Annotated in this window: 28 protein-coding genes; 12 read left to right on the plus strand and 16 right to left on the minus strand. The window is 64.0% G+C overall.

Annotation, left to right across the window (positions count from 1 at the left end; translation table 11 throughout):
• Positions 1–254: 254 nt before the first annotated feature.
• From H1204_RS23155 to H1204_RS23190, 8 genes are all read left to right on the plus strand, one after another.
• Complete coding sequence (locus H1204_RS23155) at positions 255–1,331, plus strand: AraC family transcriptional regulator (protein ID WP_180733091.1); 1,077 nt, start codon at positions 255–257, stop codon at positions 1,329–1,331.
• A gap of 85 nt (positions 1,332–1,416) precedes the next feature.
• Positions 1,417–3,099: a nodulation protein NfeD gene (locus H1204_RS23160; RefSeq protein WP_180733282.1), complete on the plus strand. Its 1,683-nt coding sequence runs from the start codon at positions 1,417–1,419 to the stop codon at positions 3,097–3,099.
• Positions 3,096–3,875, plus strand: a complete 780-nt coding sequence (locus H1204_RS23165; RefSeq protein ID WP_180733093.1) for a slipin family protein — start codon at positions 3,096–3,098, stop codon at positions 3,873–3,875. Before H1204_RS23160 ends, H1204_RS23165 begins: the two co-directional genes overlap by 4 nt.
• A gap of 188 nt (positions 3,876–4,063) precedes the next feature.
• Positions 4,064–4,315 (plus strand): DUF4148 domain-containing protein, encoded by a 252-nt coding sequence (locus tag H1204_RS23170; RefSeq protein ID WP_180733095.1) that lies wholly within the window; start codon positions 4,064–4,066, stop codon positions 4,313–4,315.
• 472 nt (positions 4,316–4,787) lie between these two features.
• Positions 4,788–6,089 (plus strand): NCS2 family permease, encoded by a 1,302-nt coding sequence (locus H1204_RS23175; protein WP_180733096.1) that lies wholly within the window; start codon positions 4,788–4,790, stop codon positions 6,087–6,089.
• A gap of 990 nt (positions 6,090–7,079) precedes the next feature.
• Positions 7,080–7,667, plus strand: a complete 588-nt coding sequence (locus H1204_RS23180; protein WP_180733098.1) for a nucleotidyltransferase family protein — start codon at positions 7,080–7,082, stop codon at positions 7,665–7,667.
• 292 nt (positions 7,668–7,959) lie between these two features.
• The gene (locus H1204_RS23185; protein WP_180733100.1) at positions 7,960–8,676 is read left to right on the plus strand and encodes a PIG-L family deacetylase; all 717 of its coding nucleotides are present in this window, start codon (positions 7,960–7,962) and stop codon (positions 8,674–8,676) included.
• Between the two features lie 204 nt (positions 8,677–8,880).
• Positions 8,881–9,027 (plus strand): hypothetical protein, encoded by a 147-nt coding sequence (locus tag H1204_RS23190; RefSeq protein ID WP_007744312.1) that lies wholly within the window; start codon positions 8,881–8,883, stop codon positions 9,025–9,027.
• A 24-nt stretch (positions 9,028–9,051) separates the two neighbouring features.
• On the opposite strand, the gene H1204_RS23195 is transcribed toward H1204_RS23190, so the two are convergent.
• From H1204_RS23195 to H1204_RS23210, 4 genes are all read right to left on the minus strand, one after another.
• Positions 9,052–9,456, minus strand: coding sequence for a nitrile hydratase accessory protein (locus tag H1204_RS23195; RefSeq protein WP_180733102.1), 405 nt, complete (start codon positions 9,454–9,456; stop codon positions 9,052–9,054).
• Complete coding sequence (nthB, locus tag H1204_RS23200) at positions 9,453–10,118, minus strand: nitrile hydratase subunit beta (RefSeq protein ID WP_180733103.1); 666 nt, start codon at positions 10,116–10,118, stop codon at positions 9,453–9,455. Before nthB ends, H1204_RS23195 begins: the two co-directional genes overlap by 4 nt.
• A complete protein-coding gene (gene nthA / locus H1204_RS23205; RefSeq protein ID WP_180733105.1) occupies positions 10,115–10,783 on the minus strand; it encodes a nitrile hydratase subunit alpha in 669 nt (222 codons plus the stop codon). Before nthA ends, nthB begins: the two co-directional genes overlap by 4 nt.
• 106 nt (positions 10,784–10,889) lie before the next feature.
• Positions 10,890–12,812 (minus strand): potassium transporter Kup, encoded by a 1,923-nt coding sequence (locus tag H1204_RS23210; protein WP_180733107.1) that lies wholly within the window; start codon positions 12,810–12,812, stop codon positions 10,890–10,892.
• 764 nt (positions 12,813–13,576) lie between these two features.
• Here H1204_RS23210 and H1204_RS23215 point away from each other — a divergent pair.
• A complete protein-coding gene (locus tag H1204_RS23215; protein ID WP_180733109.1) occupies positions 13,577–13,738 on the plus strand; it encodes a hypothetical protein in 162 nt (53 codons plus the stop codon).
• Between the two features lie 42 nt (positions 13,739–13,780).
• Entirely contained in the window at positions 13,781–15,424 is a 1,644-nt protein-coding gene (locus H1204_RS23220) for an NRAMP family divalent metal transporter (protein ID WP_180733111.1), read from the plus strand.
• A gap of 256 nt (positions 15,425–15,680) precedes the next feature.
• On the opposite strand, the gene H1204_RS23225 is transcribed toward H1204_RS23220, so the two are convergent.
• The 4 genes from H1204_RS23225 to H1204_RS23240 form a co-directional block, all read right to left on the minus strand.
• A complete protein-coding gene (locus H1204_RS23225) occupies positions 15,681–15,932 on the minus strand; it encodes a hypothetical protein (RefSeq protein ID WP_180733113.1) in 252 nt (83 codons plus the stop codon).
• A 109-nt stretch (positions 15,933–16,041) separates the two neighbouring features.
• Positions 16,042–16,221, minus strand: a complete 180-nt coding sequence (locus H1204_RS23230) for a hypothetical protein (RefSeq protein WP_180733114.1) — start codon at positions 16,219–16,221, stop codon at positions 16,042–16,044.
• A complete protein-coding gene (locus tag H1204_RS23235) occupies positions 16,206–16,946 on the minus strand; it encodes a peptidoglycan DD-metalloendopeptidase family protein (protein WP_180733116.1) in 741 nt (246 codons plus the stop codon). Before H1204_RS23235 ends, H1204_RS23230 begins: the two co-directional genes overlap by 16 nt.
• Before the next feature lie 253 nt (positions 16,947–17,199).
• A complete protein-coding gene (locus H1204_RS23240) occupies positions 17,200–17,511 on the minus strand; it encodes a cupin domain-containing protein (RefSeq protein WP_180733118.1) in 312 nt (103 codons plus the stop codon).
• A 241-nt stretch (positions 17,512–17,752) separates the two neighbouring features.
• Here H1204_RS23240 and H1204_RS23245 point away from each other — a divergent pair, with 241 nt between their 5' ends.
• Together H1204_RS23245 and H1204_RS23250 are read left to right on the plus strand one after the other, a co-directional pair.
• On the plus strand, positions 17,753–18,073 hold the full coding sequence (locus H1204_RS23245) for a hypothetical protein (RefSeq protein WP_180733120.1): 321 nt from the start codon (positions 17,753–17,755) through the stop codon (positions 18,071–18,073).
• Positions 18,074–18,128: 55 nt separating this feature from the next.
• Positions 18,129–18,878, plus strand: coding sequence for a DUF2968 domain-containing protein (locus H1204_RS23250; protein WP_243468769.1), 750 nt, complete (start codon positions 18,129–18,131; stop codon positions 18,876–18,878).
• Positions 18,879–19,036: 158 nt separating this feature from the next.
• Here the strand turns inward: H1204_RS23250 and H1204_RS23255 are convergent, their stop codons facing one another.
• From H1204_RS23255 to H1204_RS23290, 8 genes are all read right to left on the minus strand, one after another.
• Entirely contained in the window at positions 19,037–19,348 is a 312-nt protein-coding gene (locus H1204_RS23255) for a DUF4148 domain-containing protein (protein WP_180733124.1), read from the minus strand.
• Between the two features lie 315 nt (positions 19,349–19,663).
• Positions 19,664–21,073, minus strand: a complete 1,410-nt coding sequence (gene gndA / locus H1204_RS23260; protein ID WP_180733126.1) for an NADP-dependent phosphogluconate dehydrogenase — start codon at positions 21,071–21,073, stop codon at positions 19,664–19,666.
• 313 nt (positions 21,074–21,386) lie between these two features.
• Positions 21,387–22,001 (minus strand): DUF938 domain-containing protein, encoded by a 615-nt coding sequence (locus tag H1204_RS23265; RefSeq protein WP_180733128.1) that lies wholly within the window; start codon positions 21,999–22,001, stop codon positions 21,387–21,389.
• A gap of 10 nt (positions 22,002–22,011) precedes the next feature.
• Positions 22,012–22,617, minus strand: a complete 606-nt coding sequence (locus H1204_RS23270) for a pyridoxamine 5'-phosphate oxidase family protein (RefSeq protein WP_180733130.1) — start codon at positions 22,615–22,617, stop codon at positions 22,012–22,014.
• Between the two features lie 61 nt (positions 22,618–22,678).
• Positions 22,679–23,524 (minus strand): NAD-dependent protein deacetylase, encoded by an 846-nt coding sequence (locus H1204_RS23275; RefSeq protein WP_180733132.1) that lies wholly within the window; start codon positions 23,522–23,524, stop codon positions 22,679–22,681.
• Between the two features lie 87 nt (positions 23,525–23,611).
• Positions 23,612–23,839, minus strand: coding sequence for an oxidoreductase-like domain-containing protein (locus tag H1204_RS23280; protein WP_180733133.1), 228 nt, complete (start codon positions 23,837–23,839; stop codon positions 23,612–23,614).
• A gap of 71 nt (positions 23,840–23,910) precedes the next feature.
• A complete protein-coding gene (locus H1204_RS23285; protein ID WP_180733135.1) occupies positions 23,911–24,687 on the minus strand; it encodes an SDR family oxidoreductase in 777 nt (258 codons plus the stop codon).
• 49 nt (positions 24,688–24,736) lie between these two features.
• Positions 24,737–25,633: a glutamate/aspartate ABC transporter substrate-binding protein gene (locus H1204_RS23290; RefSeq protein ID WP_180733283.1), complete on the minus strand. Its 897-nt coding sequence runs from the start codon at positions 25,631–25,633 to the stop codon at positions 24,737–24,739.
• Positions 25,634–25,655 lie beyond the last annotated feature (22 nt).

Below are 25,655 nucleotides of genomic sequence, written 5' to 3' on the forward strand. Positions count from 1 at the left end.
CCGTTTGTCTCTGCGCGCCTGCTGCACTGCACACTCGGCGCGTCTGTTGGAACCCAGTGTAGGTGGCGCGAAAGCCGGATTCGATGCCGCGTCCGCTCAATTTTTGTGAGCGCATTTGCCATGACTGCATTTCGTGCATGGCGCCGATGCGGCAGAATGGCGGTTCCGGCAGGCGCTGGCGGCAATTCACGTGAGCGCATTTGCCAGAATTCATGGAACGCCCACTTTCGCTCTGCGCGAGGAACCTGGACCGGATGAAAACCGAAAGAGGCACGATCTCCGTGAGTCTCGTCGAAGAGACGCTGGCGCTCGCCCGCGCGCGCGGCGTCGACCTGCAGCCGATCGTCGAGGCGGCGGGCATCGCGCCGCAGGTGCTCGCGAGCCCGAAGAGCCGCGTAACGCCGGCGCAATACGGCGCGCTGTGGGCCAACATCGCAAGAGCGCTCGACGACGAGTTCTTCGGCCAGGATGCCCACGCAATGAAAAGCGGCAGCTTCATCGCCATGACGCAGATGGCGCTGACGGCGCGCAACGGCGGCCAGGCGCTTACGCGCGCCGTCAATTTCATGCGCCTCGTGCTCGATGACATGCGCGTGCAGATCGTCATGCGCGATGACCGCGTACGCCTCGCATTCATGCATCGCGACGGCGCGCCGCAGCCCGCCATGTTTGCTTACGCAACGTACTTCATCCTTGTCTACGGACTCGTATGCTGGCTCGTCGGGCGGCGCATCCCGCTGATCGAGGCGCGCTTCAGCTGCGCCGAGCCGCCCGCCGCGCATGAGTACCGGCTGATGTTCTGCGACGACCTCTCGTTCGGGCAGAGCGAGTCGTACGTCGATCTCGCGCCGGATTTTCTGGAACTGCCCGTCGTGCAGACCACCAGGTCCATCAAGCCCTTCCTGCGCGACGCGCCCGCGAGCTTCATCATCAAGTATCGCAATCCCGGCTCGCTCGCGGCGCGGGTGCGCAAGACGCTGCGCGCGCTGCCGATGTCCGCGTGGCCCGGCTCCGACGAGATGGCGCAGCGCCTGCACGTCGCCGAGGCGACCATGCGGCGTCATCTGAAGCAGGAAGGCTATACGTACCAGTCGATCAAGGACGACTTGCGGCGCGACATCGCGATTTCGCAGTTGCAGCGCGGCGGCCAGTCGGTCGCCGACATCGCGGCGACGCTCGGGTTTGCGGAGCCGAGCGCGTTTCACCGGGCGTTTCGCAAATGGACGGGGATGCGGCCGGCGGATTATCGGGCGGTGAACGCGCATACGGCAGGCGCGCCCGTGGCGGGCGCGGGTATCTCCCGCCGGGCGGAACGCACGGAATCCGACTAAGCTTAAGACAGGCCAGCTCTTTTCAGGCCTGGCGCGCCGCCATGCGAACGTGATCCGTCGCAGCGCGGCGCACCGGCCGTCGACGATGGGAACGTACCGGCTTCTCCCGATCCGGCAAGCGGGTTCGCGACGCACGCCGCGCCGCGCGCATGGCGCTTTCATGGGCGCCGCGCCCCGTGCCGCATGGGCTCGCGCTCCGCGCGTCATCTCCGGCGCGGCGGGCAGGCTGTTGCAGCGCGCGCTGCTGCTCGTGCTGGCGTTCTGCGCCGCGGCAGCGTTCGCGCCTTCCGCCCACGCTGCGCAACCCCCTGTTACGCCTGGCAGCGTGGTGGTCATTCCCGTCGCAGGCGCCATCAGCCCCGCCACCGCCGATTTCATCGTGCGCGGCCTCGCCCGCGCCGCCGACGATCACGCCCAGCTCGCCGTCCTGCAACTCGACACGCCGGGCGGGCTCGACACGTCGATGCGGCAGATCATCAAGGCGATTCTCGCGTCGCCCATCCCCGTCGCGACGTATATCGCGCCTGGCGGCGCGCGCGCCGCGAGCGCCGGCACCTATATCACCTATGCAAGCCACATCGCGGCGATGGCGCCGGGCACCAATCTCGGCGCGGCGTCGCCCGTGCAACTGGGCATCGGCGGCCAGGATGCGCCAAAACCCGGCCAGCCGCCCGCATTGCCGGGCGCGACGCCCGCATCCGGACCGGCCCAGAAGGACAACGCCGCATCCGGCGCGCTCCCGCTCGACAGTCAATCGACGGAGCTGCGCAAGCAGCTTCAGGACGCGCAGGCTTATATCCGCGGCCTCGCACAACTGCGCGGCCGTAACGTCGACTGGGCTGAGCGCGCAGTGCGCGAAGCCGTGAGCCTGTCGGCACGCGACGCGCTCGAACAGAAGGTCGTCGATTTGATTGCGCGCGACATTCCCGACCTGCTCAGGCAACTCGACGGCCGCACGTACGACACGGCCGCCGGCGCGAAGCATCTGACGACGGCGCACGCGCCCGTCGTGACGCTCGAAGCCGACTGGCGCAGCCACTTCCTCGCCGTCATCACCGATCCGAACGTGGCCTTGATCTTGCTGATGATCGGCATGTATGGCCTGTTCTTCGAGTTTGCGAACCCCGGCTTCGTGTTGCCTGGCGTGGCGGGTGCGATCAGTCTGCTGCTGGGTCTGTTCGCGCTGCAATTGCTGCCCGTCAACTACGTGGGCCTCGGTCTGATCTTCCTCGGCCTGGCGTTTCTGATCGCCGAAGCCTTCCTGCCGACCTTCGGCACGCTGGGTTTCGGCGGCATCGTTGCGTTCGCGATCGGCGCGCTGATGCTGATCGACACCGACGTGCCCGGCTACGGCGTGCCACTGCCGATGATCGCCGCCGTCATCGTGTTCAGCGTGCTGTTTATCTTCGGCGTGTCGGGGATGGTGCTGCGCTCGCGGCGCCGGCCCGTGGTGACGGGCGCCGAGGCGATGATCGGCAGCATCGGCGTTGTGCTGGACGACGGCCTCGTCGCCGCCGATACGGCGCAAGGCCGCGCCGATGGCCTGCAGGACAGCCAGCCTGGCGGCCCGCTCAACAGCCCGCTCGACAGCCTTCTGCACGGCGAGCCTGACCGCGTCGGCTGGGCGCGCGTGCATGGCGAGCGCTGGCGCGTGCGCAGCACGTCGCCGCTCGCGGCGGGACGCTCCGTGCGCGTGACAGGGCGGCGCGGCCTGATGCTTACCGTGGTTCCCGCAAGCAATCCATCACAAGAGGGAGAACACACATGATCGGTTTCACTTTCGGCTTCGGCAGCATCCTGATTGTTCTGGCGATCGTGCTGGTCGCTTCGGCGGTGCGCGTGTTTCGCGAGTACGAGCGCGGCGTGGTGTTCATGCTCGGCCGCTTCTGGAAGGTCAAGGGGCCGGGTCTCGTGCTGATCATTCCCGTCGTGCAACAGGTGGTGCGGATGGATCTGCGCACCGTCGTGTTCGACGTGCCGCCGCAGGACGTGATCACGCGCGACAACGTGTCTGTCAAGGTCAATGCCGTCGTGTACTTTCGCGTCGTCGATCCGGAGCGCGCGGTGATCCAGGTCGCGCGCTACTTCGAGGCGACCAGCCAGCTGTCGCAGACCACGCTGCGCGCGGTGCTCGGCAAGCATGAACTCGACGAACTGCTGTCCGAGCGCGAGCAGCTCAATACCGACATCCAGCGCGTGCTCGATGCGCAAACGGACGCGTGGGGTATCAAGGTATCGAATGTCGAGATCAAGCATGTCGATATCAACGAAACGATGATCCGCGCGATTGCGCGTCAGGCGGAAGCCGAGCGCGAACGCCGCGCCAAGGTGATTCATGCCGAAGGCGAATTGCAGGCGTCGGAGAAATTGCTGCAGGCGGCACAGATGCTTGCGCAACAACCGCAGGCGATGACATTGCGGTATTTGCAGACACTGACAACCATTGCCGCCGACAAGAATTCGACCATCGTGTTTCCGTTACCCGTCGATCTGTTGACGGCCGTGATCGACCGGATGAGCAAGCCTTCTCAGCATATGGGCTAGGCGGCGCCTGTCCGTGCAAACCACGCTACAACGTTCGAAGGCGAAAGCGCGCGGGGCATGCATGAACCACGCCTCGTGTGCGGACATAGATGCAAACTGAGCAACGGTTCATTTCAGTTACTAGCCTTACTCATTGCAAATACAGAACCTAGAATAAAAGCGTCATCCTAACTTTTCAGGCCCTTTCCATGAAGCTGATTCCTCGTATGGTTCTGGGCGCGATTATCGGCGTAGCAGCCGTATCGTCCGCTTTTGCGCAGAGTTCGCGCGCCTATGATCAGAACACCCCCAAGACCCGCGCCGAAGTGAAAGCGGATCTCGTCGAATGGCGCCAGGCGGGCTACGATCCGCTCGACTGGATCAACTACCCGGCCAATGCGATCGCCGCAGGCCGCGTCGTTGCACAGCGCCGCGCGCAGGCTCAAGGCGCGCAACAGTAATATCGATCGATGCGAGACGCGCTCAATCGACGTGCGTCCCGCATTGCATTGCCCGTTGAAACGTTCAACGCTGGTTCGCGTGCGGCCTTCGTCATGAGATCGCGGGTCGCCGCTTTCGGCGCGCTTCCTTCCTCTCCGCTCCCCTCGTAATCCAGCCTGATGCGCCGCGTCAGGTATCATCACGCCCCTTCGCCAGCAAAACGCATCTGGCCGCCCGTTGCCGCGGCGCACCGTGCACACGTCCAGAGTGTTGCATGGGCTCCACGCGCGCGCGGCAATTGCGGTATTTACTGACCAATCGTGATTAAATCCGCCCGTGGCGTCATGATGGCCGACGCGGCGGCAAAGCCCGCGTGCGTCGCCACACGGGACGGGGCGTCATCGCGCGGCAGACGAAGCGCGGAAACTGGCAGAGACAGGCTGCACGACAAGCAGTGACCAACGACATTTCAAACGACGAGAGACTCGGCTCATGGACTCCGTAAAACGGTATTTCGGCTTTGACGAAGCGGGCACGACCCTGCGCGTGGAAGTGCTGGCAGGCGTCACCACCTTCCTCACAATGGCCTACATCATCTTCGTCAATCCGGCGATTCTCGGCGATGCGGGCATGCCCAAAGACTCGGTGTTCGTTGCGACCTGCCTCGTGGCGGCGCTCGCCTCGCTCATCATGGGCTTCTACGCGAACTACCCGATCGCGTGCGCGCCGGGCATGGGCCTGAATGCGTACTTCGCGTACACGGTCGTCAAGGGGATGGGCTTCACGTGGCAGGCTGCGCTTGGCGCGGTCTTTATCTCCGGCTGCCTGTTCCTGATCGTCACGCTGTTCCGCGTGCGCGAGGTGATCGTCAATGGCATTCCGCATTCGATTCGCGTCGCGATCACGGGCGGCATCGGTCTCTTTCTCGCGATCATCTCGTTGAAGGCGGCGGGCATCGTGACGGGCAGTCCGGCGACGCTCGTCACGCTTGGCAACCTGCACGATCCGCATGTGGTGCTGGCCATCATCGGCTTCTTTGCGATCGTCATGCTGGATGTTCTGCGCGTGCGCGGGGCGATTTTGATCGGTATCGTCGGCGTGACGATTTTGAGCTTCTTCTTTGGCGGCAACCAGTTTCACGGCATCGTGTCCGCGCCGCCGTCGATCTCGCCGACGCTGTTCCAGCTCGATGTAAAGGCTGCGTTGTCGACGGGTGTGCTGAATGTGATTCTGGTGTTCTTCCTCGTCGAACTGTTCGATGCGACGGGTACGCTGATGGGTGTCGCGAATCGCGCGGGGCTGCTGGTGCATGGCAAGATGCACCGGTTGAACCGCGCGCTGCTTGCGGATAGTACGGCGATCCTCGCCGGGTCGATGCTGGGTACGTCGTCGACGACGGCTTATATCGAAAGCGCTTCGGGCGTGCAGGCGGGTGGGCGTACGGGTGTTACTGCGATTACGGTTGCTGTGCTGTTTTTGCTGGCGCTGTTCTTTGCGCCGCTGGCGGGGGTTGTGCCGGGTTATGCCACGGCGCCGGCTTTGCTTTACGTGTCTTGTCTCATGTTGCGGGAGATGGCCGACTTGCCTTGGGACGATGCTACTGAAGTCGTGCCTGCTGCACTCACCGCTCTTATGATGCCGTTCACCTATTCCATCGCGAATGGGGTGGCGTTTGGGTTTATTTCCTATGCTGGGCTTAAGTTGCTTACCGGGCGCGCGCGGCAGGTGAAACTCGTTGTGTGGGTTATTGCTGCTGTGTTTTTGTTTCGGTTTTTTTATCTTGGGTCGGAGTGACGTTTTTGGGTTTTGGTTTTGGTTTTGGTTTTGGTTTTTGGTTTTTGTCTGCGACGCTGGTGAGTGTTTGCGCTTGCGCTGGCATTCGCGTTTTGACTTCGTGGCGCGGCCGGTTTGGTTTGCTCGTGTTTTCGCTGGCATCCGCGCTTTGTTAGCGTGCTTCAAGCGTCGCCCCTGTGCGGGGCGGCACCTACTTTTCTTTGCCGCCGCAAAGAAAAGTAGGCAAAAGAAAGCGGCTCACACCGCCAACATTTCTTCGTGCCTGAGGGCCCCCAACCGGTCCCTCACTTCACACGGCAACCTTCCTGTTAGCGTTCGTTGCCAACGCTCTTGCGCTGCGCCTCACCCGCTTACGCGCCCGCGTCGCGGCACGCCACGCCAGACATTCCGCCGCCGCCCAGGTGGCAAACTGTGTGTAGGCCGTGGAGACACACATGCCTCACTCCGGACCGATAGCGCACGCGTCCCACCCTGTAAGAGCGCCGCGCCATACGACGCGACAACCTACACACAGTTTGCCACCTGGGCGGCGCATACCATTCGCTGCCGCCAGCCGTTGTACGGGTGTTTGAAGTCGGTGAGGCGTTCATTCGAAGCGTTGGCAACGAACGCGAACAGGAAGGTTGCCGTGCGAAGCGTAAGACCGGTTGGGGGCCCTCAGGCAAACACTAGAACTGGCGGTGTGAGCCGCTTTCTTTTGCCTACTTTTCTTTGCGGCGGCAAAGAAAAGTAGGTGCCGCCCCGCACAGGGGCGACGCCTGAAGCACGCTAACAAAACGCGGATGCCAACAGCAAAAACAAGCAAACCACCCAGCGTCGCAGACAACCAAAACCCCAACGGCATCGCCGCACCGCAGGTCCCATTCACATACGAAAAAAGCAAAACCAGAACCAAAGCAAAAACAAAAACAAAAGCAAAAACAAAACCCTTGCCCCCATCCCCGTTGCACCGCACAATCCCCTTCAAACCCCACCCTTCTGGTGCCACCCATGGCATACGCCTCCTTCGCCACCGGCGTGCTCCTCGCGGCCGGCTACGGATCGCGCTTCGACCCGGAAGGCATCCACAATAAACTCCTCGCCCGCCTGCCCGACGGCACCCCCGTCGCGTTCGAATCCGCGCATCGACTGCTGCTGGTCGTCCCGCACGTCATCGCGATCGTGCGCCCCGGCTCGGAGATGCTCGCCCGCGTGCTCAACGACGCCGGCTGTCACGTGATCTTTTCCGCCGACGCCGAGCGCGGCATGGGCGCAAGCCTCGCCGCCGGCATCGAAGCGAGCGAGGACGCCGACGGCTGGATCGTCGCGCTCGCCGACATGCCCCGCATCGCCACGCCAACCATCGAAGCCGTCGCGCGCGCAGTCGACGGCGGCGCGTCCATCGTCGCGCCCTACTATCAGGGGCAGCGCGGCCATCCCGTCGGCTTCGGCATCGAACATCGCGACGCGCTGCTCACGCTCGACGGCGACACGGGCGCCCGCGCGCTCTTCGCCACGCATCCCGTGAAGCGCATCGAAGTCGACGATCCCGGCGTGCTCAGCGATATCGACACGCCCGAAGACCTGCGCAACGTCTAGTCTCTTCGCGCTCACATCTTTGACATATCCGCGCGCTTGAATCGGAAACATGCCGCCGCGCACGGTGAGAACATCCGGGAGCGCGACGCCGAACGAGGTGAGCCGATACGGGAAACATCACTGGATCATGCGCTTGCAGGCACGGCGCTTGCGCTCTGCTGCGCCGCGAAAACCAGCGAGCACGCATCGCATCGTTGGTCTAAGCTGTCCACGTTGCCGCGCGCCGACCTGGTGCGCGCCGCCAATGCGTCACGTCGCCCAGCGCCCCGTCCCGCCTCCAGCCCAGGATCTCATGAGCGAAACCAGCCCGCGTCTGTTCATCGTGTCGCCGCATTTCGACGACGCCGTCTTCGGTTGCGGCGCGCTGCTCGCCGCGCACCCCGATGCTGCCGTCTGCACTGTGTTCGCCGCACCGCCCGCACAGGACATGCATACCGAATGGGACCAGAAGGCAGGCTTCGAAAGCGCGTACGAATCGATCCACGCGCGCACGCGCGAAGACAACAACGCGCTCGCCGTGCTCGACGCCATCCCGCTGCGGCTGCCGTTTTGCGACGCGCAATACGGCGATTCGCCGTCGATCGGCAAGCTCGCCGCCGCGCTGGAGGAAGCGATCTACGGCTCGACGTCGAACACGCTGCTGATGCCGCTTGGCCTCTTTCACGACGATCACGGCCGCGTGTTCGAAGCGTGTTGCGAGATCCTGCCGCGCATGTCGCACCTCGAATGGTTCGCGTATGAGGAAGCGATCTATCGTCCGATGCCGGGGCTCGTCCAGCAGCGGCTCGTCGATCTGGCCGGGCGCGGCATCGTCGCGACGCCCGCCAGCCCCGCTGCGGAACACGCGCTCGACCGCGAGCGCCAGGCGCTGCTCAAGCGCGAAGCCGTGTCAGCGTACGAGAGCCAGTTGCGCGCGTTCGGGCCGCACGGCTACGACGACGTGTACGCCGCGGAGCGCTACTGGCGGCTGACCGTCGACCGGCAGCGCGCCCGCCGGGCGGGACATTGAGCCGTATCGAACCGCACCGAACCGCGTTGAAGCGTGGCATCAGACGATCACACCAGCAGTCTTCGCGGTCATCGCCTACGCTTGTGAATGCAGGACGCTTCGTACCTTGCCGCGAGAGCAGCGCGAATGCGTCCACTGCCGGTTGCGGCATAGGCCACATCGGTCGCACCGGCCGCACCGACTACAACGCCACGAGGTCACACCATGCACACCAGTCCGATTCCCGACCCGAACGCCGATCCCACGCGCGACCCCGAAGGGGACCCGCTCACGCCGCCGTCGCCGGGTCATCACAATGACGAGCCGCAGCGTCCCGAAGGCCCACCCGACAAGGACCCTGTGGTTCGATGACAATCGCGTGACGCGCCGGGACGCTCAGTCCAGCTCGATCGGCTGGCCGTGCGGCGTGCGGCGCGCCGCCGCGTCCCACGCGTCCTTGCGCTCGATCAGCCCCTCACGCGTCACGCAGCCTTTGGCCGTCGCGATGCGTTCGAGCGCCGTCAGCCAGTGCGTGTAGTAGGTGTCGCCGCGATCGGGGTCGCCTTGGGCCTGCGCATCACGGATCGCATCGGCGAGGATTGCGGCCCATTCGGGCCATGTGAACACGCCGCGCTCGTGAAGCGCGAGCGTCATCGCGAATGCCGCGGCCTGCCACGGCGCGGCGAAGACCGGGCCGGCGCCGTCGCGCGGCATATCGGGCAGCGCCTCGAGCAACGCGGGCAACTCGCGCGAAACCGCCGCTGACGTCACGCCAGACGAAGTGAAGGCGGGCGCGCTCATGCCGACCCGGCCGCTTCGAGATACGGCTCCCAGCAATCGGCGCACACCGACGACGCCGTCGTGTCCTTGCCCCACAGCTCGACGGCATCGAAGCGCACGGTGTACAGCCATTGCGGGTCCTCGCCGCGTCCAAGCGCGTTCGAATCGGGGAACACATGCGCGCCACGCACCGCGACGATCCGGCCGCGCTTGCCCCGGCAATAGCGCGGCAGGCGCGTGTGCGTGGACGGATTGAGCGCCAGCGTGCGCACCGCGTCGCCCACGGCAAAGCACGCAGGATACGGCTCGGGGCGAGACACAGGACTGCCGCGGAATAGCATGGGATTGACCTGGTCGGCGGCGAGCACGCGCGGCACGGGCGCACCGGCGCGCTGCGACACGCCGCTGTCGATCTCGTCGCGCGTCGCGAGTCCCGTGTCGATCAGCAGCTTGCACAAGCCCGCAAACCAGATCTCGTAGTAGCTGCTCGACAGATACTGCGCGGGCGGCAGGCTTTCGCGCGCGGCGCGCGACATGTCGATATTCCATTTACCCGTCGAGCCCATCGCGATCGTCAACGCCAGCGCTCGACGCTCCCAGTCCGCGTGGAAATACGGCTCGTCGGGTTCGGGCGCGATAGGTCCGAATGACTGCATGCCGCCCATGTCCTGTGCGCCGTTCATGGCTGGCCTCCCCTTGCGGGCTTCGCTTCGTGCGGCGCGAGCGCGAGTCCCGTGCCGATCATCGAGTCGCGCGTGACGAGACCGGCGAGTTCGTCTTCGTTCAGCGTGTCCGTGTTGGGCGGGCGCATCGGCAGCACGAGATAGCGCACTTCCGCCGTCGAGTCCCACACGCGGATGTCCGTGTCGTCGGGCAAGGCCACGCCGAACTCGGCGAGCACGCCACGCGGATCGATCACCGCGCGCGAACGATACGGCGCCGACTTGTACCAGATGGGCGGCAAGCCAAGCACGGGCCACGGGTAGCACGAACAGAGCGTGCACACGACCATGTTGTGCACGCCCGGCGTGTTCTCCAGCGCGACCATGTGCTCGCCCTGCCGCCCCGTGAAACCGAGCGATGCAATCGCTGCCGTCGCATCGTCGAGCAGCCATTGGCGAAAACCAGGATCAGACCACGCCTTAGCGACGACACGCGCGCCGTTGCGCGGTCCGACCTTGTGCTCGTAGGTTTCGATCAGCACATCGAGCGCTTTCGGATCGACGTAGCCCTTTTCGATCAGCAGCGACTCCAGCGCGCGCACGCGCAGATCCATCTCGGGCAGCGCGCTGCCTTCGTGCGCGTGCTCATGTCGGTGCTCATGTTCATGTTCAGCGTCATGGCTCATCTGCGTTCCGCCTGAAGGGTGCGACACTCGCGCAGTATGGTCGGGCAACCTGCCGAATGCAAACGCATGCTGACCTGCTGCGCGCTGGATATGCCTCGCCGCAGCCTCATATCTCCACCCGCGCGCCGACCTCGATCACGCGATTGGCGGGCAACTTGAAATACGCCGCCACGTTGCCGACGTTATGCAGCATCACCGCGAACAGACGCTCGCGCCACATCGCCATGCCCGCGCCCGGCGTCGGCACGACAGTCGCCCGGCTCAGGAAATACGACGCCTCGCAGGGATCGAAATCGAGACCCAGCGCCCCTGCGGCTGCGAGCGCTTTCGGCAGATCGACTTCGTCCTTGAAGCCATAGCGGATCGTCAACTGGTAACAGTTCTCGCACACCGTGCGCAAAGCAACGCGCTCATGCTCGGCCACCCACGGAATCTCTTCGTTGTTCACGGTCAGGAACACGACGCGGTTGTGCAGCACATGGTTATGCATCAGGTTGTTGACGAGCGCATGAGGCACACTGTCCGGACTCGGTGTGAGAAAGATCGCCGTGCCGGGGACGCGCACCGTCTGACATGCGAGCAGCTTCTCCAGATACGCCTTGAGCGGCATCGTGCCCGCGTGCACGCGCGCTTCGGCCCGCAAGATCTCCCCGCCGCGTCCCCATGTCGCCATGATCGTGAACATCACGAAGCCGATCATCAGCGGGAACCAGCCGCCTTCGACAATCTTCAGCAGATTCGCCGAGAAGAACATCGCGTCGATCACGAAGAAGAACGCGGTCGCGAACACACACAGCAGCCAGTTGTAATGCCATGCATAGCGCACCACGAAGAAGGTCAGCAGCGTCGTGATGAGCATCGTGCCCGTTACCGCAATGCCATACGCGGAACCCAGCGCCGTCGACGAGCCGAAGCCGAGCACGGCGGCCACCACGGCCGCGAGCAGCGTCCAGTTGATGCCGGGCACATAGATCTGGCCGATCTCCTTCTCCGATGTGTAGACGACGTTCATGCGCGGCAGGAAGCCCAGTTGCATCGCCTGCTTGGTCATCGAGTACGTGCCGGAGATCACGGCTTGCGACGCGATCACAGTGGCGACCGTCGCGAGCACGATCATCGGGTACAGCGCCCATTGCGGAAAGAGCAGATAGAACGGGTTCTGCAGCGCGGCGGGTTGAGCGATCAGCAATGCGCCCTGCCCCAGATAGTTCAGCGCGAGCGCGGGAAACACGAGGCCGAACCAGGTAATGCGGATCGGCCGCGCGCCGAAGTGGCCCATGTCGGCATAGAGCGCCTCGGCGCCCGTCAACGACAGCACGACGGCGCCGAGCGCGACGAACGCCAGCCACTCGTGACGCAGGCAGAACGCGAGTCCGGCTAGCGGATCGAGCGCGGCGAGAATCGCGGGCGCCGAAATCACATTGGTTACGCCGACCACGGCCAGCACCACGAACCAGACCACCATTACGGGCCCGAACACCGCGCCGATCCCCGACGTGCCGTGCTTCTGCATCAGGAACAGCGTGATGATCGCGACGAGTGTCACGGGTATCACGCAGGTTTTCAGAAACGGCGCGGCGACTTCCAGCCCTTCCACCGCGCTCAGCACGGAGATGGCGGGCGTGATGATGCTGTCGCCGTAAAAGAGCGCTGCGCCCATCACGCCGACGATCAGCAGCGTATGACGCAAACGCGGCCGGTCCGCCACCGATGACGCCGCCAGCGCGAGCAGCGCCATGATGCCGCCCTCGCCGTGATTGTTCGCGCGCAGGATCAGCGCCACATACTTGAGCGACACGACGATGGTCAGCGACCAGAAGATCAGCGACACGATGCCGATCACATTCAACGGCGTCAACGGCAGGCCGCCCGCTGTCGCGAAGACGGTCTGCAGCGTGTACAGCGGACTCGTGCCGATATCGCCATAGACGACGCCCAATGCAGCAAGCGCCAGCGAACGGAGCGCCGGTTTGTGCGGCGCAGGCGCACCGATCGCGCCCGAACCGGGATGCGTGGCTGAAACGCTCATGTCTCCCTCCAGTGATCGCCTCGTCGTTAGCTGCTATTGAGCGATCTGAAAGCCGGATGAATGGTCGGATCTTTAGTACGCGTGATCCGTTGTGCTGACGGCTGATCCCAGTATAGAAAGCGCTTCGGGAAAAGCGCAGCGAACCTGCGTGGACATCGCGCCACGCCCGATGTGCGCTTCACCGCATATTTCGGTTCTGCTTAAGAAAGTGCATTGACTCGGCTTTGCGGGTGGGCATAAAATTCTCTTATCTTGAAATTTGAGGGGCGTTGCCTTGGACAGTTGCAGTAGTACGTTTTCGAACAGTTTCGCCGCCTGAACGGCAGACGTCCGCGCTTCCTCATCTAGCCGCCGTCTTGCCAGCAGGCAGACGGTGCGCGTCGCAGTTTCATTCCTCGTGCATCCTGTTTAGCGTCGTTGGGCTCAGCACCCGGCGCAGCGCGTTCGCGCGTGATTCGTAGCCGCTTTTTTCGTATGCGGCTTCGCATCGCGAGCCTGCGTCCGCGTGCGTGTGCTCGCCGTCAACGCCGTTGCCGCGAAAGTTCGACCTGTCCATCGCCACGTATCTCGCCGACGTGCGTTTCGCCCATCGCGATGCGTTCTTTCAATGAACCGGGAGCCACCATGCCCGACAGTGACAGTCATCCTTTGAACCCAGAAATGCCTTTATCGACCTGAGGCAGGCAAGCCGACCGCTTTCGATTCCATCGATTCTCCAGCGCCTGCCGCCTCGCATGCACGAGCCTTCGTGCCGGAGAACCGACATGTACTTCCTGCTTCTTTCGACCTTGCCGCAAATCCGCGAAGCACGCGCGCACTACGACGCGTTCCTTTCGCTGCATCACGGGCGACGCCACGTATTCGCGCCGCTCGCCAGTACGCTCAGCAGCATTGCCGCCCGCCTGCGGAAGCGGCAAGCCGCATAAACGGAAATCATTCGACCTATATCCGTTCACGGGAGAATAACAATGGCAACGCCACCACAAGCACTGCCGACGCGCACCGCCGTTCTCGACGACGCGCATGTCGGCGATATCCGCGGCGCGCTCGGCACGATCGCGCATCACGACACTGCACCCCGCAACAGCTGGGGCGCGCGGTTGCGCACGCTGCTCGCGATCGTCGGACCCGGCCTCATCGTGATGGTCGGCGACAACGACGCGGGCGCCTTCGGCACCTATACGCAGGCCGGCCAGAACTACAGCACCACGCTGTTGTGGACGCTGTTGCTGCTCGTGCCCGTGCTGTATGTCAATCAGGAGATGGTGCTGCGCCTGGGCGCCGTCACGGGCGTCGGTCATGCGCGCCTGATCTTCGAACGCTTCGGCAAGTTCTGGGGCGCGTTCAGCGTCATCGACCTGTTCATCCTCAATGCGTTGACCATCGTCACCGAGTTCATCGGCATTACGTTCGTGCTCGACTTCTTCGGTGTATCGAAAGTGGCGGGCGTGTGCATCGCGGCCGCATTGACGATGGCGGCCGTCAGCACCGGCGACTTCAAACGCTTCGAGCGCTTTGCGATCGTGCTGTGTCTGTTGAGCCTGTTGCTCGTGCCCGTGCTGGTGACGATCCATCCGCCCGTCTCGCAGATGGCGCACCATCTGTTCGTGCCCGCCTGGCCTGCGCACGCAAAGCTGTCGGACGTGATGCTGCTCGTGATCGGCATCGTCGGCACGACGGTCGCGCCGTGGCAGTTGTTCTTCCAGCAGAGCTACGTGATCGACAAACGCATCACGCCGCGCTTCATGAAGTACGAGAAGGCCGACCTGTGGATCGGCATCGTGTTCGTGCTGATCGGCGCCATCGCGATGATCTCGTTCAGCGCCGCGCTGTTCGGCGGCAAGCCGGAGTTCGGCCAGTTCACCGATGCGGGCGGCGTGATCGCCGGACTCGAAAAGTATGCGGGCCGCACGCCCGCCGTGCTGTTCGCGATTGCGCTGATCGACGCGTGCATCATCGGCGCGGCGGCCGTGTCGCTGTCGACGGCCTATGCGATCGGCGATGTCTTCAAGATCCGTCATTCGCTGCATCGCGGTGTCGCCGATGCGAAGGGCTTCTATCTCGTGTACTTCGGCATCGTGGCGGCGGCGGCAGGACTCGTGCTGATTCCGGGCAGCCCGCTCGGTCTCCTGACGGAAGCGGTGCAAACGCTCGCGGGCGTGCTGCTGCCGAGCGCGACCGTGTTCCTGCTTCTGCTGTGCAACGACCGCGCGGTGCTGGGGCCGTGGGTCAACTCGAAAGGGCTGAACCTGTTCACGGGCGGCGTCGTGTGGGCGCTGGTGCTGCTCTCCGTCGTGCTGACGGCGTCCGTCGTTTATCCCGACATCAGCGGACACGCGATCATCGAGATTCTCGCGGGCGGCACACTGCTCGCCGTGGTGGCGTTCGTCGCGGCGACGGCGCTGCGGCGGATGCGGGGCGCGCAGAGTGCGTACGGCGCGCCGTTCGTCAGCAAGGCCGAGCGCGCAACGTGGCGCATGCCGCCGCTCGACTCGCTGCCAAAGCCCGCGATGACGCTCTCCCGCCGCATCTGGATGAGCGCGCTGCGCGGCTATCTGGTGGTGGCCGTCGCGCTCGTGATCGTGAAGGTGGTGCAGATCGCATTGACGTAAGTCAGAACACGCTCACATCACTTTCGAGGAATCCTGATAGTCCGCCTTGGGCGGTTGTGACAGAGTAGCGGCGGCCGATCCGCGTGCAGATATCTGCCGACGCAATGCGAAGCGACATCGCATGCCATGAGCGTCGCATTGCGGTTGATGGGGCGTGGATCGGCTCCTTCCTGTTTGTGCTCTCACACCCGCACCATCAACACGACGAGGCGAGCCACGCAACATGGCTCGCCTCCGTACGCCGAACGCGCGCTGATCATTGCAGGCGCGGGTCCGTCGGCGCGGTGTCGTGATACGGAACGATGACAGGTCCGCCGCCGCCCGCATACACGGGCGGAATGGGTAGGTTCACCGGCGGCCAGGGCATCGACGGCTTGCCAGGGAAGCCCGGCCACGGGCTCGGCTCCGTCGGCTTGCTGATGGTGAGGATGCCGCCATGTACGGCCTTGGCGGTTTCACGGTCGAGTTCGTCGACCCTCGACAGGTCTTTCACAAGCAGGTGGGTCATGATGGGTCTCCAGCAACGGTAAAGGTTAGCGAGCGAGCGGTACGCCGCGCCCGATAACCGTGCTGCACGCACCATGCCAAACGCGACAAAGCCCGCTGTCACGGGCCTGTCATCGATACAGGAGCAGCCGACTGAACGATCCGGACCAACTGTCGGCCGTCAAGGTGTTGGCCGTCCGGATGCGGTTGGTCTTGCGGTTGGTCTTGCGGTTGGTCTTGCGGTTGGTCTTGCGGTCGGCCTTCTTGTCCGCCTGTCGCCGGGTCGCTGTGCGATTCAGCGCGGCAGCCACCCGAGCGGATCGACTGGCTTGCCATCCTTGCGCACTTCGAACTGGATGGACGGCACGCCGTTGTTGTCGACGCCGACCTCGCCGATCGGCTGACCTTGCGTGACGGCATCGCCCTCTTGCACGAGCAGCCGGCTGTTCTGGCCGTAGGCCGTGATCAGCGTGTCGTCGTGCTTGATGATCACGAGCGGCCCGTAGGCCTCGAGCGTGCCCGCGTAGACGACCCGCCCGGTCGCGGCCGCTCGCACGGGATCGCCCGGACGCCCGCCGATCACGATCCCTTTCGACTTGCCCGGCATGAACGGCTTGAGGATCGGACCGCGCAGCGGCCACGCAAGCGTCACCTGCGCAGGCGCAACGGGCGCGGGCTGAACGGGCGTGGTGGTGGGTGCGGGTGTTGGCACGGGCGTGGTCTGCGCGTAAGCGGGCGGGCCGACCCGCAACAACTGCCCAGGCGCAACGGGCGACGATAACGTCAGACCGTTCCATGACGCGATATCCTGCGCGCGCTGACCGTAAGCGCCGGCGATGCTTTGCAGCGTATCGCCCGGATTCACGCGATAGAACCCGGCCGGCACGCCAGTGGCGGCCGCGCCCCCCGACGTCCGGTAGGTAGGCGCCGGCGACGAAGTCGGTTCCCACGGGTACGTGGTGCACGCGCCGAGCATGCTCGCGACGGCGAGCGAGACCAGCGCCTGCGTGACGACGTATTGCCGTTTTACTGTCATTTTTGTGGCCCTCGACGCGGTATGGGACGGCGGTTCACAGGGACCGCGCGTCATTTGAACGTGCAGCGGGATATGCAGTGCAAATATTATGCCTCGACTGTCCGTCGAAAAAATGACGAGCTGACAAGCACTGACGGCACCGCCCCAACACGCCTCTCGCCGACGGTCAACTCGCGCGCACTGCGGTTTCGGCCTGCCCTTTGATTCATTCTGCAATCCCAATCAATTTCGCCCGATCAGCGAAAGCGACAAGTCATACGCTGCCTTCCGACTCGATCACCAGAATGCGCGCCTCGCCGATCGGATGCGCAACGTGTTCCGTGCCGACCGACGCATAAAACACATCGCCCGTCTCCAGCACCGTTGAATACTCGATGCCCGCTTCGCGGTAGCGCATCTCGACGCGCCCGTCCAGCACGGCGAATACTTCCTCGCCATCGTTGACGTGCCATTTGTACGGCTGGTCGGTCCAATGAAGACGCGTGGTGATGCCGTTCATGTTGGCGATATCGAGCGCGCCCCATGGACGCTCTGCCTTGAACGTGCTGCTGCGGACGATTTTCATGACGGTCTTGCGCAATGACGATTGTCGGACTGGTCATTATAGTGGCGCTCGCGCGCATGCATGCGTCTTGCTCACATGGCTGGAGAAGGCCGTTACATGCGGCTCGCGAGCCATTGCATAGCTGGAGTGCTCGCCTATACTGAAACTTGCTGCGGTCAACAAATATGCGCATACCCGCAAGCGCGATGCGCGGCGAGACGGTTCATTCCACTTCAGCGTTTCCATCTGACGAGGAGGTTCCATGAACAAGGCGGTGTTTCTTGCCGTACAACTGAATGTCGACGAGATGACTGCATCGCCTGCTCTGGTCGAACTGCTCAACGCGCATCTCGTGTTCGCTGTCGATGTCGCCGAGGCCGCCGATGCCCTCGTGCAACTGGCAAGCGTGAGCCGCCTGTCGAGCGGTGTGGAAGCGAGCGTCGAGATTCCGGCGGTCGCCCTCGAACAGTTGCGCCAGGCGCTGGAAGCGCTCAGTGACTACGACCAGTCGTGGCTCTTCGCGCTGGAACCTGGCCATGCATTATTCGACGATATCGCGCGCGGGCAACGCACGCTGCATTGATGCGCCCGCAACCCTGAAGAGGTACGGCTTCCCGGCCGCCTACCGAGGATCGATCGTGAAAAATCTCTTGAACATGCGTCGCGCTGCTGTCAGCAATGGGGCCGCGGCTCACTTTCATTTCCCGCCACAGAACGCCCCGCAAGCTGAACCCGCCCGACTCGACGACCTTCCCGCCAGCGAAAGCGATGCGGGCACAACCATCGAAGCTCGCCCCGCCAGCTCGCCGCCGCGCCCCGTCACGCCGCTGCATGCGGTGCAGGTCACGCCCACGGCGCCGAATGGACGCGCGGTGCAGCTCGCGGACGCAGCTGATGTAGAACGCATGAGCGACAACGCGGAACTCACGACCTTCCATACGTTTCGCACTTTTGACTATTCGGTCAGCCTGCTGTTTTACCCAAAAGAAATGAAATACTTCGCCGCACTGTTTCAGAAGGACCGTCTATGGCGTGTGCTGAGCACGAGCGACATCAATACGGCCAGGCAGCTGTTTCATCATATGCAGGACCAGGCGACACGGCTTTCCGACGGCGAGACGCGCCGCTTGCAGCTCGAAGCGCAGAACGAGCAGTTGCAGCGGGCGATCGCCGAGTCCGAAGCGCACGCGGAACGGCTGCGTCAGGGCTTGCAGCGCACGACCGAGCAGGATCAGGCGGTGTCGAGCCGGCAGCATCAGTTGCGCAAGGAACTCGCGCAACTCGAAGCGCAACGCACGGCCGCGCAGGCGCAATTGAACAAGGCGCATCGGCAGGTGCATCAGTTGAACGTCGCGAACAACGACGCGATTCCGCATATGCCGCGCTAAGGTGACGCGCGGCCTGATCCGACTTCGCCCGCGCCGGACGCAAAAAACGCCGCCCAGGTTTTACCTTGGGCAGCGTTTTTTTACCTGCACACGTCAGTTGGGGCTCGCGGACCCCAACGGGCGCATTCGATCGGTTACTGCGTCAGCTTGGGCGGAAATCAGTTGCCGAAGAAGACGGAACGCGGACCCTTCTCATCGGCCAGCGAACGGCCAGCTTGCGACGTGCCGTTCGTCTGCACGCCATAGCCGCTTGCATTGGCGTCTTCTGCGTGGACACGCGCTTCCGCGGCCTGGATGTTGTTCGGGTAGTTCTGGCGATCCGACAGCGGATCGTAGCCGGCCTTCTCCAGACGGGCGAGATCGGCGCGAACTTCGGCGCGGGTGACCGGCTGCTGGCTCGATTGGGCAAACGATGCGACAGGAGCGACAACAGCGGCAGCAAGAACGACTGCGGAAATCAGGGCTTTCATGGACAACCTCCGAGAACTTGTTTTTGGATTCGCTGCGAACATCGTGTCCGTCAGCGTTGATGCAAGTTTATGGAAGGTAAGGTCCTAGGGAAATCCCTGATCTCGCTAAACTATGTTGCGCGAATTGAAATAATCCACGAAATACGGCGCTCGGCTCGCTTTTTGAGATCAAAAAATTGCAACACTGTGTTCCAAAAAATGTGCACTCTTTGAAACAATGAGCCGCCCAAAGCAAACGCCCCGGCGCCGTGGGGCGCCGGGGCGTTTGAAATCAGACCAGCTTTCGCTTTACGGAGCGAAGGGAAGCCCAGCCGCTCAGGACCAGTTCGCGTGGAAGCTACCCGGCTTGTCGAGGCGCTCGAACGTATGCGCGCCGAAGAAGTCGCGTTGCGCCTGCACGAGGTTGGCGGGCAGACGCGCCGAGCGGTAGCCGTCGAAGTACGCGATCGCCGACGAGAACGCCGGCACGGGCACGCCCGCCGCCGTCGCCGCGATCACGACGTCGCGCAGCGCCCCCTGGTAGTTCGCGGCGATGTCGCGGAAATACGGATCGAGCAGCAGGTTGGCGATCTGCTTGTCCTTCGAATAGGCGTCCGTGATCTTCTGCAGGAAGCGGGCGCGGATGATACAGCCGGCGCGGAAAATCTTCGCGATCGTGCCGTAGTCCAGATCCCACTTGTATTCGTCCGACGCCGCGCGCAGTTGCGCGAAGCCCTGTGCGTACGAAATCACCTTGCTGAAGTACAGCGCGCGGCGCACGGCTTCGATGAACGCGGCGCGATCGCCCGAGAACGGCTTGGCGGCCGGCCCTTCGAGCACCTTGCTGGCAGCCACGCGCTGATCCTTCAGCGACGACAGCACGCGCGCGAATACGGCTTCCGTAATCAGCGGCAGCGGCGCGCCGAGGTCGAGCGCGTTCTGGCTGGTCCACTTGCCCGTGCCCTTTTGCGCGGCGCGGTCCATGATGATGTCGACGAGATCCTTGCCCGTTTCATCGTCCTTCTTGTCGAAGATCTTCGACGTGATCTCGATCAGGTAGCTGTCCAGCTCGCCCTTGTTCCACTCGGTGTAGACCGCGCCCAGTTCCTGGTTCGACAGCCCCAGCACCTGCTTGAGCACCGCATAGCTTTCGGCGATCAGTTGCATGTCGCCGTATTCGATGCCGTTGTGCACCATCTTCACGAAATGGCCCGCGCCGTCAGGACCCATGTACGCGACGCACGGCTCGCCGTCCGGTGCCTTCGCCGCGATCTCGGTGAGGATCGGGGCGACGAGGTCATACGCTTCGCGCTGGCCGCCCGGCATGATCGACGGGCCCTTGAGCGCGCCCTCTTCGCCGCCCGACACGCCCGTGCCGATGAAGTGCAGGCCCGATTTCGCCAGTTCCTGATTGCGGCGGATGGTGTCGGTGAAATGCGTGTTGCCGCCGTCGATCAGAATGTCGCCCTTCTCCAGCAGCGGCTGTAGGGACGCGATCGTCGCGTCGGTGCCTGCGCCTGCCTTGACCATCATCAGGATGCGGCGCGGCTTTTCGAGCGACTGCACGAATTCTTCGAGCGTATAGGTGGGAACCAGCTTACGGTCGGGAAACTCCGCGATCAGTTCGTCGGTTTTCTCGCGGGTGCGGTTGAACACGGAGACCGCGTGACCACGGCTTTCGATGTTCAGCGCCAGATTCCGGCCCATCACCGCCAGCCCCACTACGCCGATTGCCTGTTTGCCCATGTGAATTCTCCTGATTCCAGTGAGTCGTGAAGCCGCGCCCACCATCAGGGCGCGGCGTCGAGGATGAAAGAATAAAAGAAATGACGGGATGACGCTCGCGTACTCCCCGCCCGCCGTGTTCATGTCCGGCACAGTCGATGCGTGCGGGCTTTCGCCGCGCTTTCGCGCCGCGCTGCTTGTGCAGCTCGCTGCCGGCACTCTAAAGCTTAGTCCGCGAAACGCGCTGCGAGCGTTTGTCGTGTGAACGCAGAGTCAAGCGCAGAGTCAAGCGCAGCGCCACGCGCGGAGTGAAGCGTCAGACCCGGCGAGTGCGCTAACGTTTCCTGAACACGAGGCTGAAGTTGTTGGCGGGCATTTCGATGGGCTCGTCGGCATCGAAGCCAGCCGCGTCTGCCATCGCCATCACGTCTTCCATGTTGCGCACGCCCCATGCGGGATTGCGGCGTTGCAACTGTTCGTCGAACGCGGCGTTGGTCGGCGCCGTATGCGCGCCGCCGCGCCGGTACGGCCCGTACAGAAAGAGCACGCCGCCCGGTCCGAGCAGCCGCCCCGCGCCGCCGATCAGCGCCTGCGCCGATGCCCACGGCGAGATATGAATCATGTTGATGCAGACGATCGCAGCGGCGGCTTCGATGCCCCACGACGCGTCGCGCACGTCGAGCGCGAGCGGCGGCCGCACGTTGGCGAGCCCGCTATGCGCCGCCCACGCGGCAATCGACGCGCGCGCCTCGTCGTCGAGATCGCTCGGCTGCCAGACGAGATGCGGCAGCGCCGCAGCGAAGTGGATCGCGTGCTGGCCCGTGCCGCTCGCGATCTCGAGCACGGTGCCCGTGGCGGGCAACACACGTTCGAGCACGGCGAGGATCGGCTCGCGGTTGCGTTCGGCGGAAGGCGCGTGCTGGCGCAGGTTGAGATCAGGCGTAGTCATGGTGGTTCAATCAGTACAGACCGGTTCGCATCCGTTCAACGAGGTCGCGATCATACGCGAGCGCGTCGAAAGTCTCACCGAAAATGCGCTTGTGCATGTCGCCCGCGCTCGGCAGCCGCGAGCGCTCGACATGGCGCGATGGGTCCCACAACTTCGAGCGGGCCAGCGCTTTCGAGCAATGAAAGTACACCGCGTCGATATCGACGATCAACACCGTGCGCGGCTTCTTGCCATCGACCGCGAAGCTCTCGAGCAGCGCCGGCTCGGCCGAAACGCGTCCATGCCCATTGACGCGCAGCGTCTCGCCGACACCCGGCACGACGAACAGCAGCCCCACATGCGGATTGACGATTACGTTGCGCAGACTGTCGACGCGATTGTTGCCGACGCGGTCGGGAATCGCCAGCGTCCTTTCGTCGATCAGCCGCACGAAGCCTGGCGCATCGCCGCGCGGCGAGCAGTCGAGTCCTTCGGGGCCCGCCGTCGCCAGCACGATGAACGGCGATTGCTCGATGAACGCGCGATAGCAGTCGTTGACGTACGGAATCTCCTTGCGTATCGAGCGCTCGTGCGGCTGCCCGTATAGCGCTTCCAGTTCTTCTATCGACGTGAGCATTCGGCGTTCCTTGTGAATTGACATGAAGCTGGCGCGCACCTGCGTGCCGCACCTGCGTGCATCAGCTGACCGCGAGACGCGCCGCGAGCGCAGAGAGCGCATCGCCGCATGGCGCTTCCACTTTCAGCGACAGCAACTCATCGGCGCGCGTGCGTCCGAGATTGATCGCGGCGACCGGCTTGCCCATCTTCTGCGCCCACACGCAGAAACGGTAGCCCGAATACACCATCAGCGACGAGCCGACTACCAGCATCGCGTCGGCGGCATCGAGCGCGTGGGTGGCCGCCTCGACGCGCGCCTTCGGCACATTCTCGCCGAAGAACACGACATCGGGCTTCAGCAGCCCGCCGCAGTTCGGGCACGCCGGAATGCGGAACGAGCCGAGGTCGTGCCATTCGAGATGCGCGTCGCCGTCGGCGGCCGGCTCGGCGATCACATCGAGCAGCGCCGGGTTCGTGTTGATCAGCGTTTGCTGGATCGACGCACGCGTGTGATGCGAGTTGCAATCGAGACACGTCACGGCGCCGATGCTGCCATGCAGTTCGATCACGTCGCTGCTACCCGCGCGCTGATGCAGTCCATCGACGTTCTGCGTCACGAGCCCGCCGACGTGCCCGGCCGCTTCGAGCCGCGCGAGCGCGTGATGCGCGGCGTTCGGCGCGGCCTTCGCGACCACGGGCCAACCGACCGTGCTGCGCGCCCAGTAGCGCTGGCGCGATGCGACGGAGCCAAGAAACTCCTGCAACGTGATGGGCGGCGAGCGTTTCCATTCGCCGTTTTCGTCGCGATAGCCGGGGATGCCGGAATCGGTGCTGATGCCCGCGCCCGTCAGCACGAAAAGCCGCGGATGGCGTTCGACGAAGTCATGCAACGCGGCAAGCGCGTGAGGTTCGATCAGCGTGGACATGAGGTCAATGATGCGTCGATCATGAAGCGGCGCGACAGAGTGCGTGCGGACGTGGGCGGGTCGTCAGGCAAAGGGCATGGCAACAGTTCAGCGCTTTCTGCGCGGCCTGCTTTCGCGCCCGACCGGCTGCGCGTGCCGCGCTTCCCACGCAGCCAGCGCCGCGCGATACCGCGTCACCTCTTCCTCGTACAGATCGAACACGCACGGATCGCAGCCGCTATGACAGCAATCGCCGGGGTCGGGCCGTGTGGGCGGCGTGGGGCGCGGATCGTCGGCGGCCGGCGCGCTCGGGCGCGTGGCCTCGTCAGCAGTCACATCCACTTCCAGGGTTTGGGGAAGCGTCCAGTATATGTCGAGTGTCCGCGCCGCGTTGTGTCACATGCGAGTCATCCGCGCCCGACGAACGGCATCTTGCTTGCCATGATCGTCATGAACTGCACGTTCGCCGACAGCGGCAGATTCGCCATGTGCAGCACGGCATCGGCGACATGTTCGACGTTCATCAGCGGCTCGACGGCGATCGTGCCGTTGGCCTGCGGCACGCCGCGCGCCATCCGCTCGGCCATTTCCGTCCCGGCGTTGCCGATGTCGATCTGGCCGCACACGATGTCGTAAGGCCGGCCATCGAGCGAGACCGATTTGGTGAGACCCGTGATCGCATGCTTGGTCGCCGTGTACGCGATGCTGAACGGCCGCGGCGCATGCGCGGAGATCGAGCCGTTGTTGATGATGCGGCCGCCGCGCGGCGTTTGCGCCTTCATCATCCCGAATGCGGCGCGCGTGCACAGGAACACGCCCGTGAGGTTGGTATCGACGACGGAACGCCAGTCGTCGAGTTCGATCTGGTCGATTTCGACGGGCGGCGCATTGCGGCCCGCGTTGTTGAACAGCACGTCGAGCCGCCCGTAGCGCAGCCGGATCGCGTCGAAGAGCGCGGCGACGCTCGCGGCATCCGTCACGTCGCAGGCGACGGCGAGTGCGTCCTGGCCGCGTGCTTGCGCATCGGTTGCGAGCGCATCGAGTGGGGCCTGCCTGCGCCCCGTCAGCACGACGCTATAGCCATTGGCGAGCAGCTTGAGCGCCGTCGCCTTGCCGATGCCGCTGCCCGCGCCCGTCACGAGCGCTACTTTGTTTGCTTGCGTTGTCTCTGCTGTCTGCGTCACACCGTCTCTCCAGGTCGTGCTGCCCGCGACGCGGCGCGACGCAGGCCCGTCAATCGAGCGCGCGGTCGTTCGGCTTCGCGAACAGCTGTTTCATCTCCGCCGACAGCGGGTAGTTCAGGTTGATGCCCTTCGGCGGAATGGGTTGCGTGAACCACTTCTGATAAAGGTTCGCCGCTTCGCCGGAAGTTTGCAAGCGCGCGATCACGCCGTCGACCAGTTTCTTGAAGCCCGGATCGTCCTTGCGGAACATACAGCCATACACTTCCGACATCGGCGACGTGCCTGTGATCACGTAGTCGTCCGCGTTCGCCTCTTTCGCTTTCGCGCCGTACAGCAGCGGATCGTCCATCACGAACGCGACGGCGCGCCCCGTCTTGACGTTGAGGAAAGACTCGGCGTGATCCTTCGCGCTGATGAGGCGCATGTTCATCGACTTCTCGACGTTCATCTGCCGCAGCAGACGCTCTTCCGACGTGCCCGCCGTCGTCACGACCGTCTTGTTGGCGAGATCGCCGAAGTCTTTCACGCCCGAGTCCTTCTTCACGATCATGCGCACGCCGTACTGGAAGAAGCTGTTCGAGAACGCGGCCTGGTTGTCGCGCTCTTTCGTGTGCGTGGTCGAGCCGCATTCGATATCGATCGTGCCGTTCTGCACGAGCGGAATACGGTTTTGCGACGTGATAGGAATCTCGCGCACCTTGAGGTCGGGTAGCTTCAGCTCTTTTTTCACCTCGTCGACGATCTTCAGCGCGATCGCCTGCGAATAGCCGATCACGTGCTGCTCCTCGTCGTAGTACGAGAACGGCACCGACGATTCGCGCACGCCGAGCGAAATCGCGCCCGTTTCGCGGATCTTCTTCAAGGTCGCGCTCGAGTCCTGCGCGTGCGCGTTGCCGCCCGCGAGGGTGACTGCGATCAGTGCCGCGAGCGTTGCGTGCTTCGTCATCGTTGTTTTCATGGTCTCTCCG

The sequence above is a fragment of the Paraburkholderia sp. PGU19 genome, assembly GCF_013426915.1.
Taxonomy (GTDB): Bacteria; Pseudomonadota; Gammaproteobacteria; order Burkholderiales; family Burkholderiaceae; genus Paraburkholderia.

Bases quoted from the DNA above. Each gene is read 5' to 3' on its own strand.
- H1204_RS23155 (WP_180733091.1), top strand. From the start codon at position 255: ATGAAAACCGAAAGAGGCACGATCTCCGTGAGTCTCGTCGAAGAGACG.
- H1204_RS23160 (WP_180733282.1), top strand. From the start codon at position 1,417: ATGGGAACGTACCGGCTTCTCCCGATCCGGCAAGCGGGTTCGCGACGC.
- H1204_RS23165 (WP_180733093.1), top strand. From the start codon at position 3,096: ATGATCGGTTTCACTTTCGGCTTCGGCAGCATCCTGATTGTTCTGGCG.
- H1204_RS23170 (WP_180733095.1), top strand. From the start codon at position 4,064: ATGAAGCTGATTCCTCGTATGGTTCTGGGCGCGATTATCGGCGTAGCA.
- H1204_RS23175 (WP_180733096.1), top strand. From the start codon at position 4,788: ATGGACTCCGTAAAACGGTATTTCGGCTTTGACGAAGCGGGCACGACC.
- H1204_RS23180 (WP_180733098.1), top strand. From the start codon at position 7,080: ATGGCATACGCCTCCTTCGCCACCGGCGTGCTCCTCGCGGCCGGCTAC.
- H1204_RS23185 (WP_180733100.1), top strand. From the start codon at position 7,960: ATGAGCGAAACCAGCCCGCGTCTGTTCATCGTGTCGCCGCATTTCGAC.
- H1204_RS23190 (WP_007744312.1), top strand. From the start codon at position 8,881: ATGCACACCAGTCCGATTCCCGACCCGAACGCCGATCCCACGCGCGAC.
- H1204_RS23195 (WP_180733102.1), bottom strand. From the start codon at position 9,456: ATGAGCGCGCCCGCCTTCACTTCGTCTGGCGTGACGTCAGCGGCGGTT.
- nthB (WP_180733103.1), bottom strand. From the start codon at position 10,118: ATGAACGGCGCACAGGACATGGGCGGCATGCAGTCATTCGGACCTATC.
- nthA (WP_180733105.1), bottom strand. From the start codon at position 10,783: ATGAGCCATGACGCTGAACATGAACATGAGCACCGACATGAGCACGCG.
- H1204_RS23210 (WP_180733107.1), bottom strand. From the start codon at position 12,812: ATGAGCGTTTCAGCCACGCATCCCGGTTCGGGCGCGATCGGTGCGCCT.
- H1204_RS23215 (WP_180733109.1), top strand. From the start codon at position 13,577: ATGTACTTCCTGCTTCTTTCGACCTTGCCGCAAATCCGCGAAGCACGC.
- H1204_RS23220 (WP_180733111.1), top strand. From the start codon at position 13,781: ATGGCAACGCCACCACAAGCACTGCCGACGCGCACCGCCGTTCTCGAC.
- H1204_RS23225 (WP_180733113.1), bottom strand. From the start codon at position 15,932: ATGACCCACCTGCTTGTGAAAGACCTGTCGAGGGTCGACGAACTCGAC.
- H1204_RS23235 (WP_180733116.1), bottom strand. From the start codon at position 16,946: ATGACAGTAAAACGGCAATACGTCGTCACGCAGGCGCTGGTCTCGCTC.
- H1204_RS23240 (WP_180733118.1), bottom strand. From the start codon at position 17,511: ATGAAAATCGTCCGCAGCAGCACGTTCAAGGCAGAGCGTCCATGGGGC.
- H1204_RS23245 (WP_180733120.1), top strand. From the start codon at position 17,753: ATGAACAAGGCGGTGTTTCTTGCCGTACAACTGAATGTCGACGAGATG.
- H1204_RS23255 (WP_180733124.1), bottom strand. From the start codon at position 19,348: ATGAAAGCCCTGATTTCCGCAGTCGTTCTTGCTGCCGCTGTTGTCGCT.
- gndA (WP_180733126.1), bottom strand. From the start codon at position 21,073: ATGGGCAAACAGGCAATCGGCGTAGTGGGGCTGGCGGTGATGGGCCGG.
- H1204_RS23265 (WP_180733128.1), bottom strand. From the start codon at position 22,001: ATGACTACGCCTGATCTCAACCTGCGCCAGCACGCGCCTTCCGCCGAA.
- H1204_RS23270 (WP_180733130.1), bottom strand. From the start codon at position 22,617: ATGCTCACGTCGATAGAAGAACTGGAAGCGCTATACGGGCAGCCGCAC.
- H1204_RS23275 (WP_180733132.1), bottom strand. From the start codon at position 23,524: ATGTCCACGCTGATCGAACCTCACGCGCTTGCCGCGTTGCATGACTTC.
- H1204_RS23290 (WP_180733283.1), bottom strand. From the start codon at position 25,633: ATGACGAAGCACGCAACGCTCGCGGCACTGATCGCAGTCACCCTCGCG.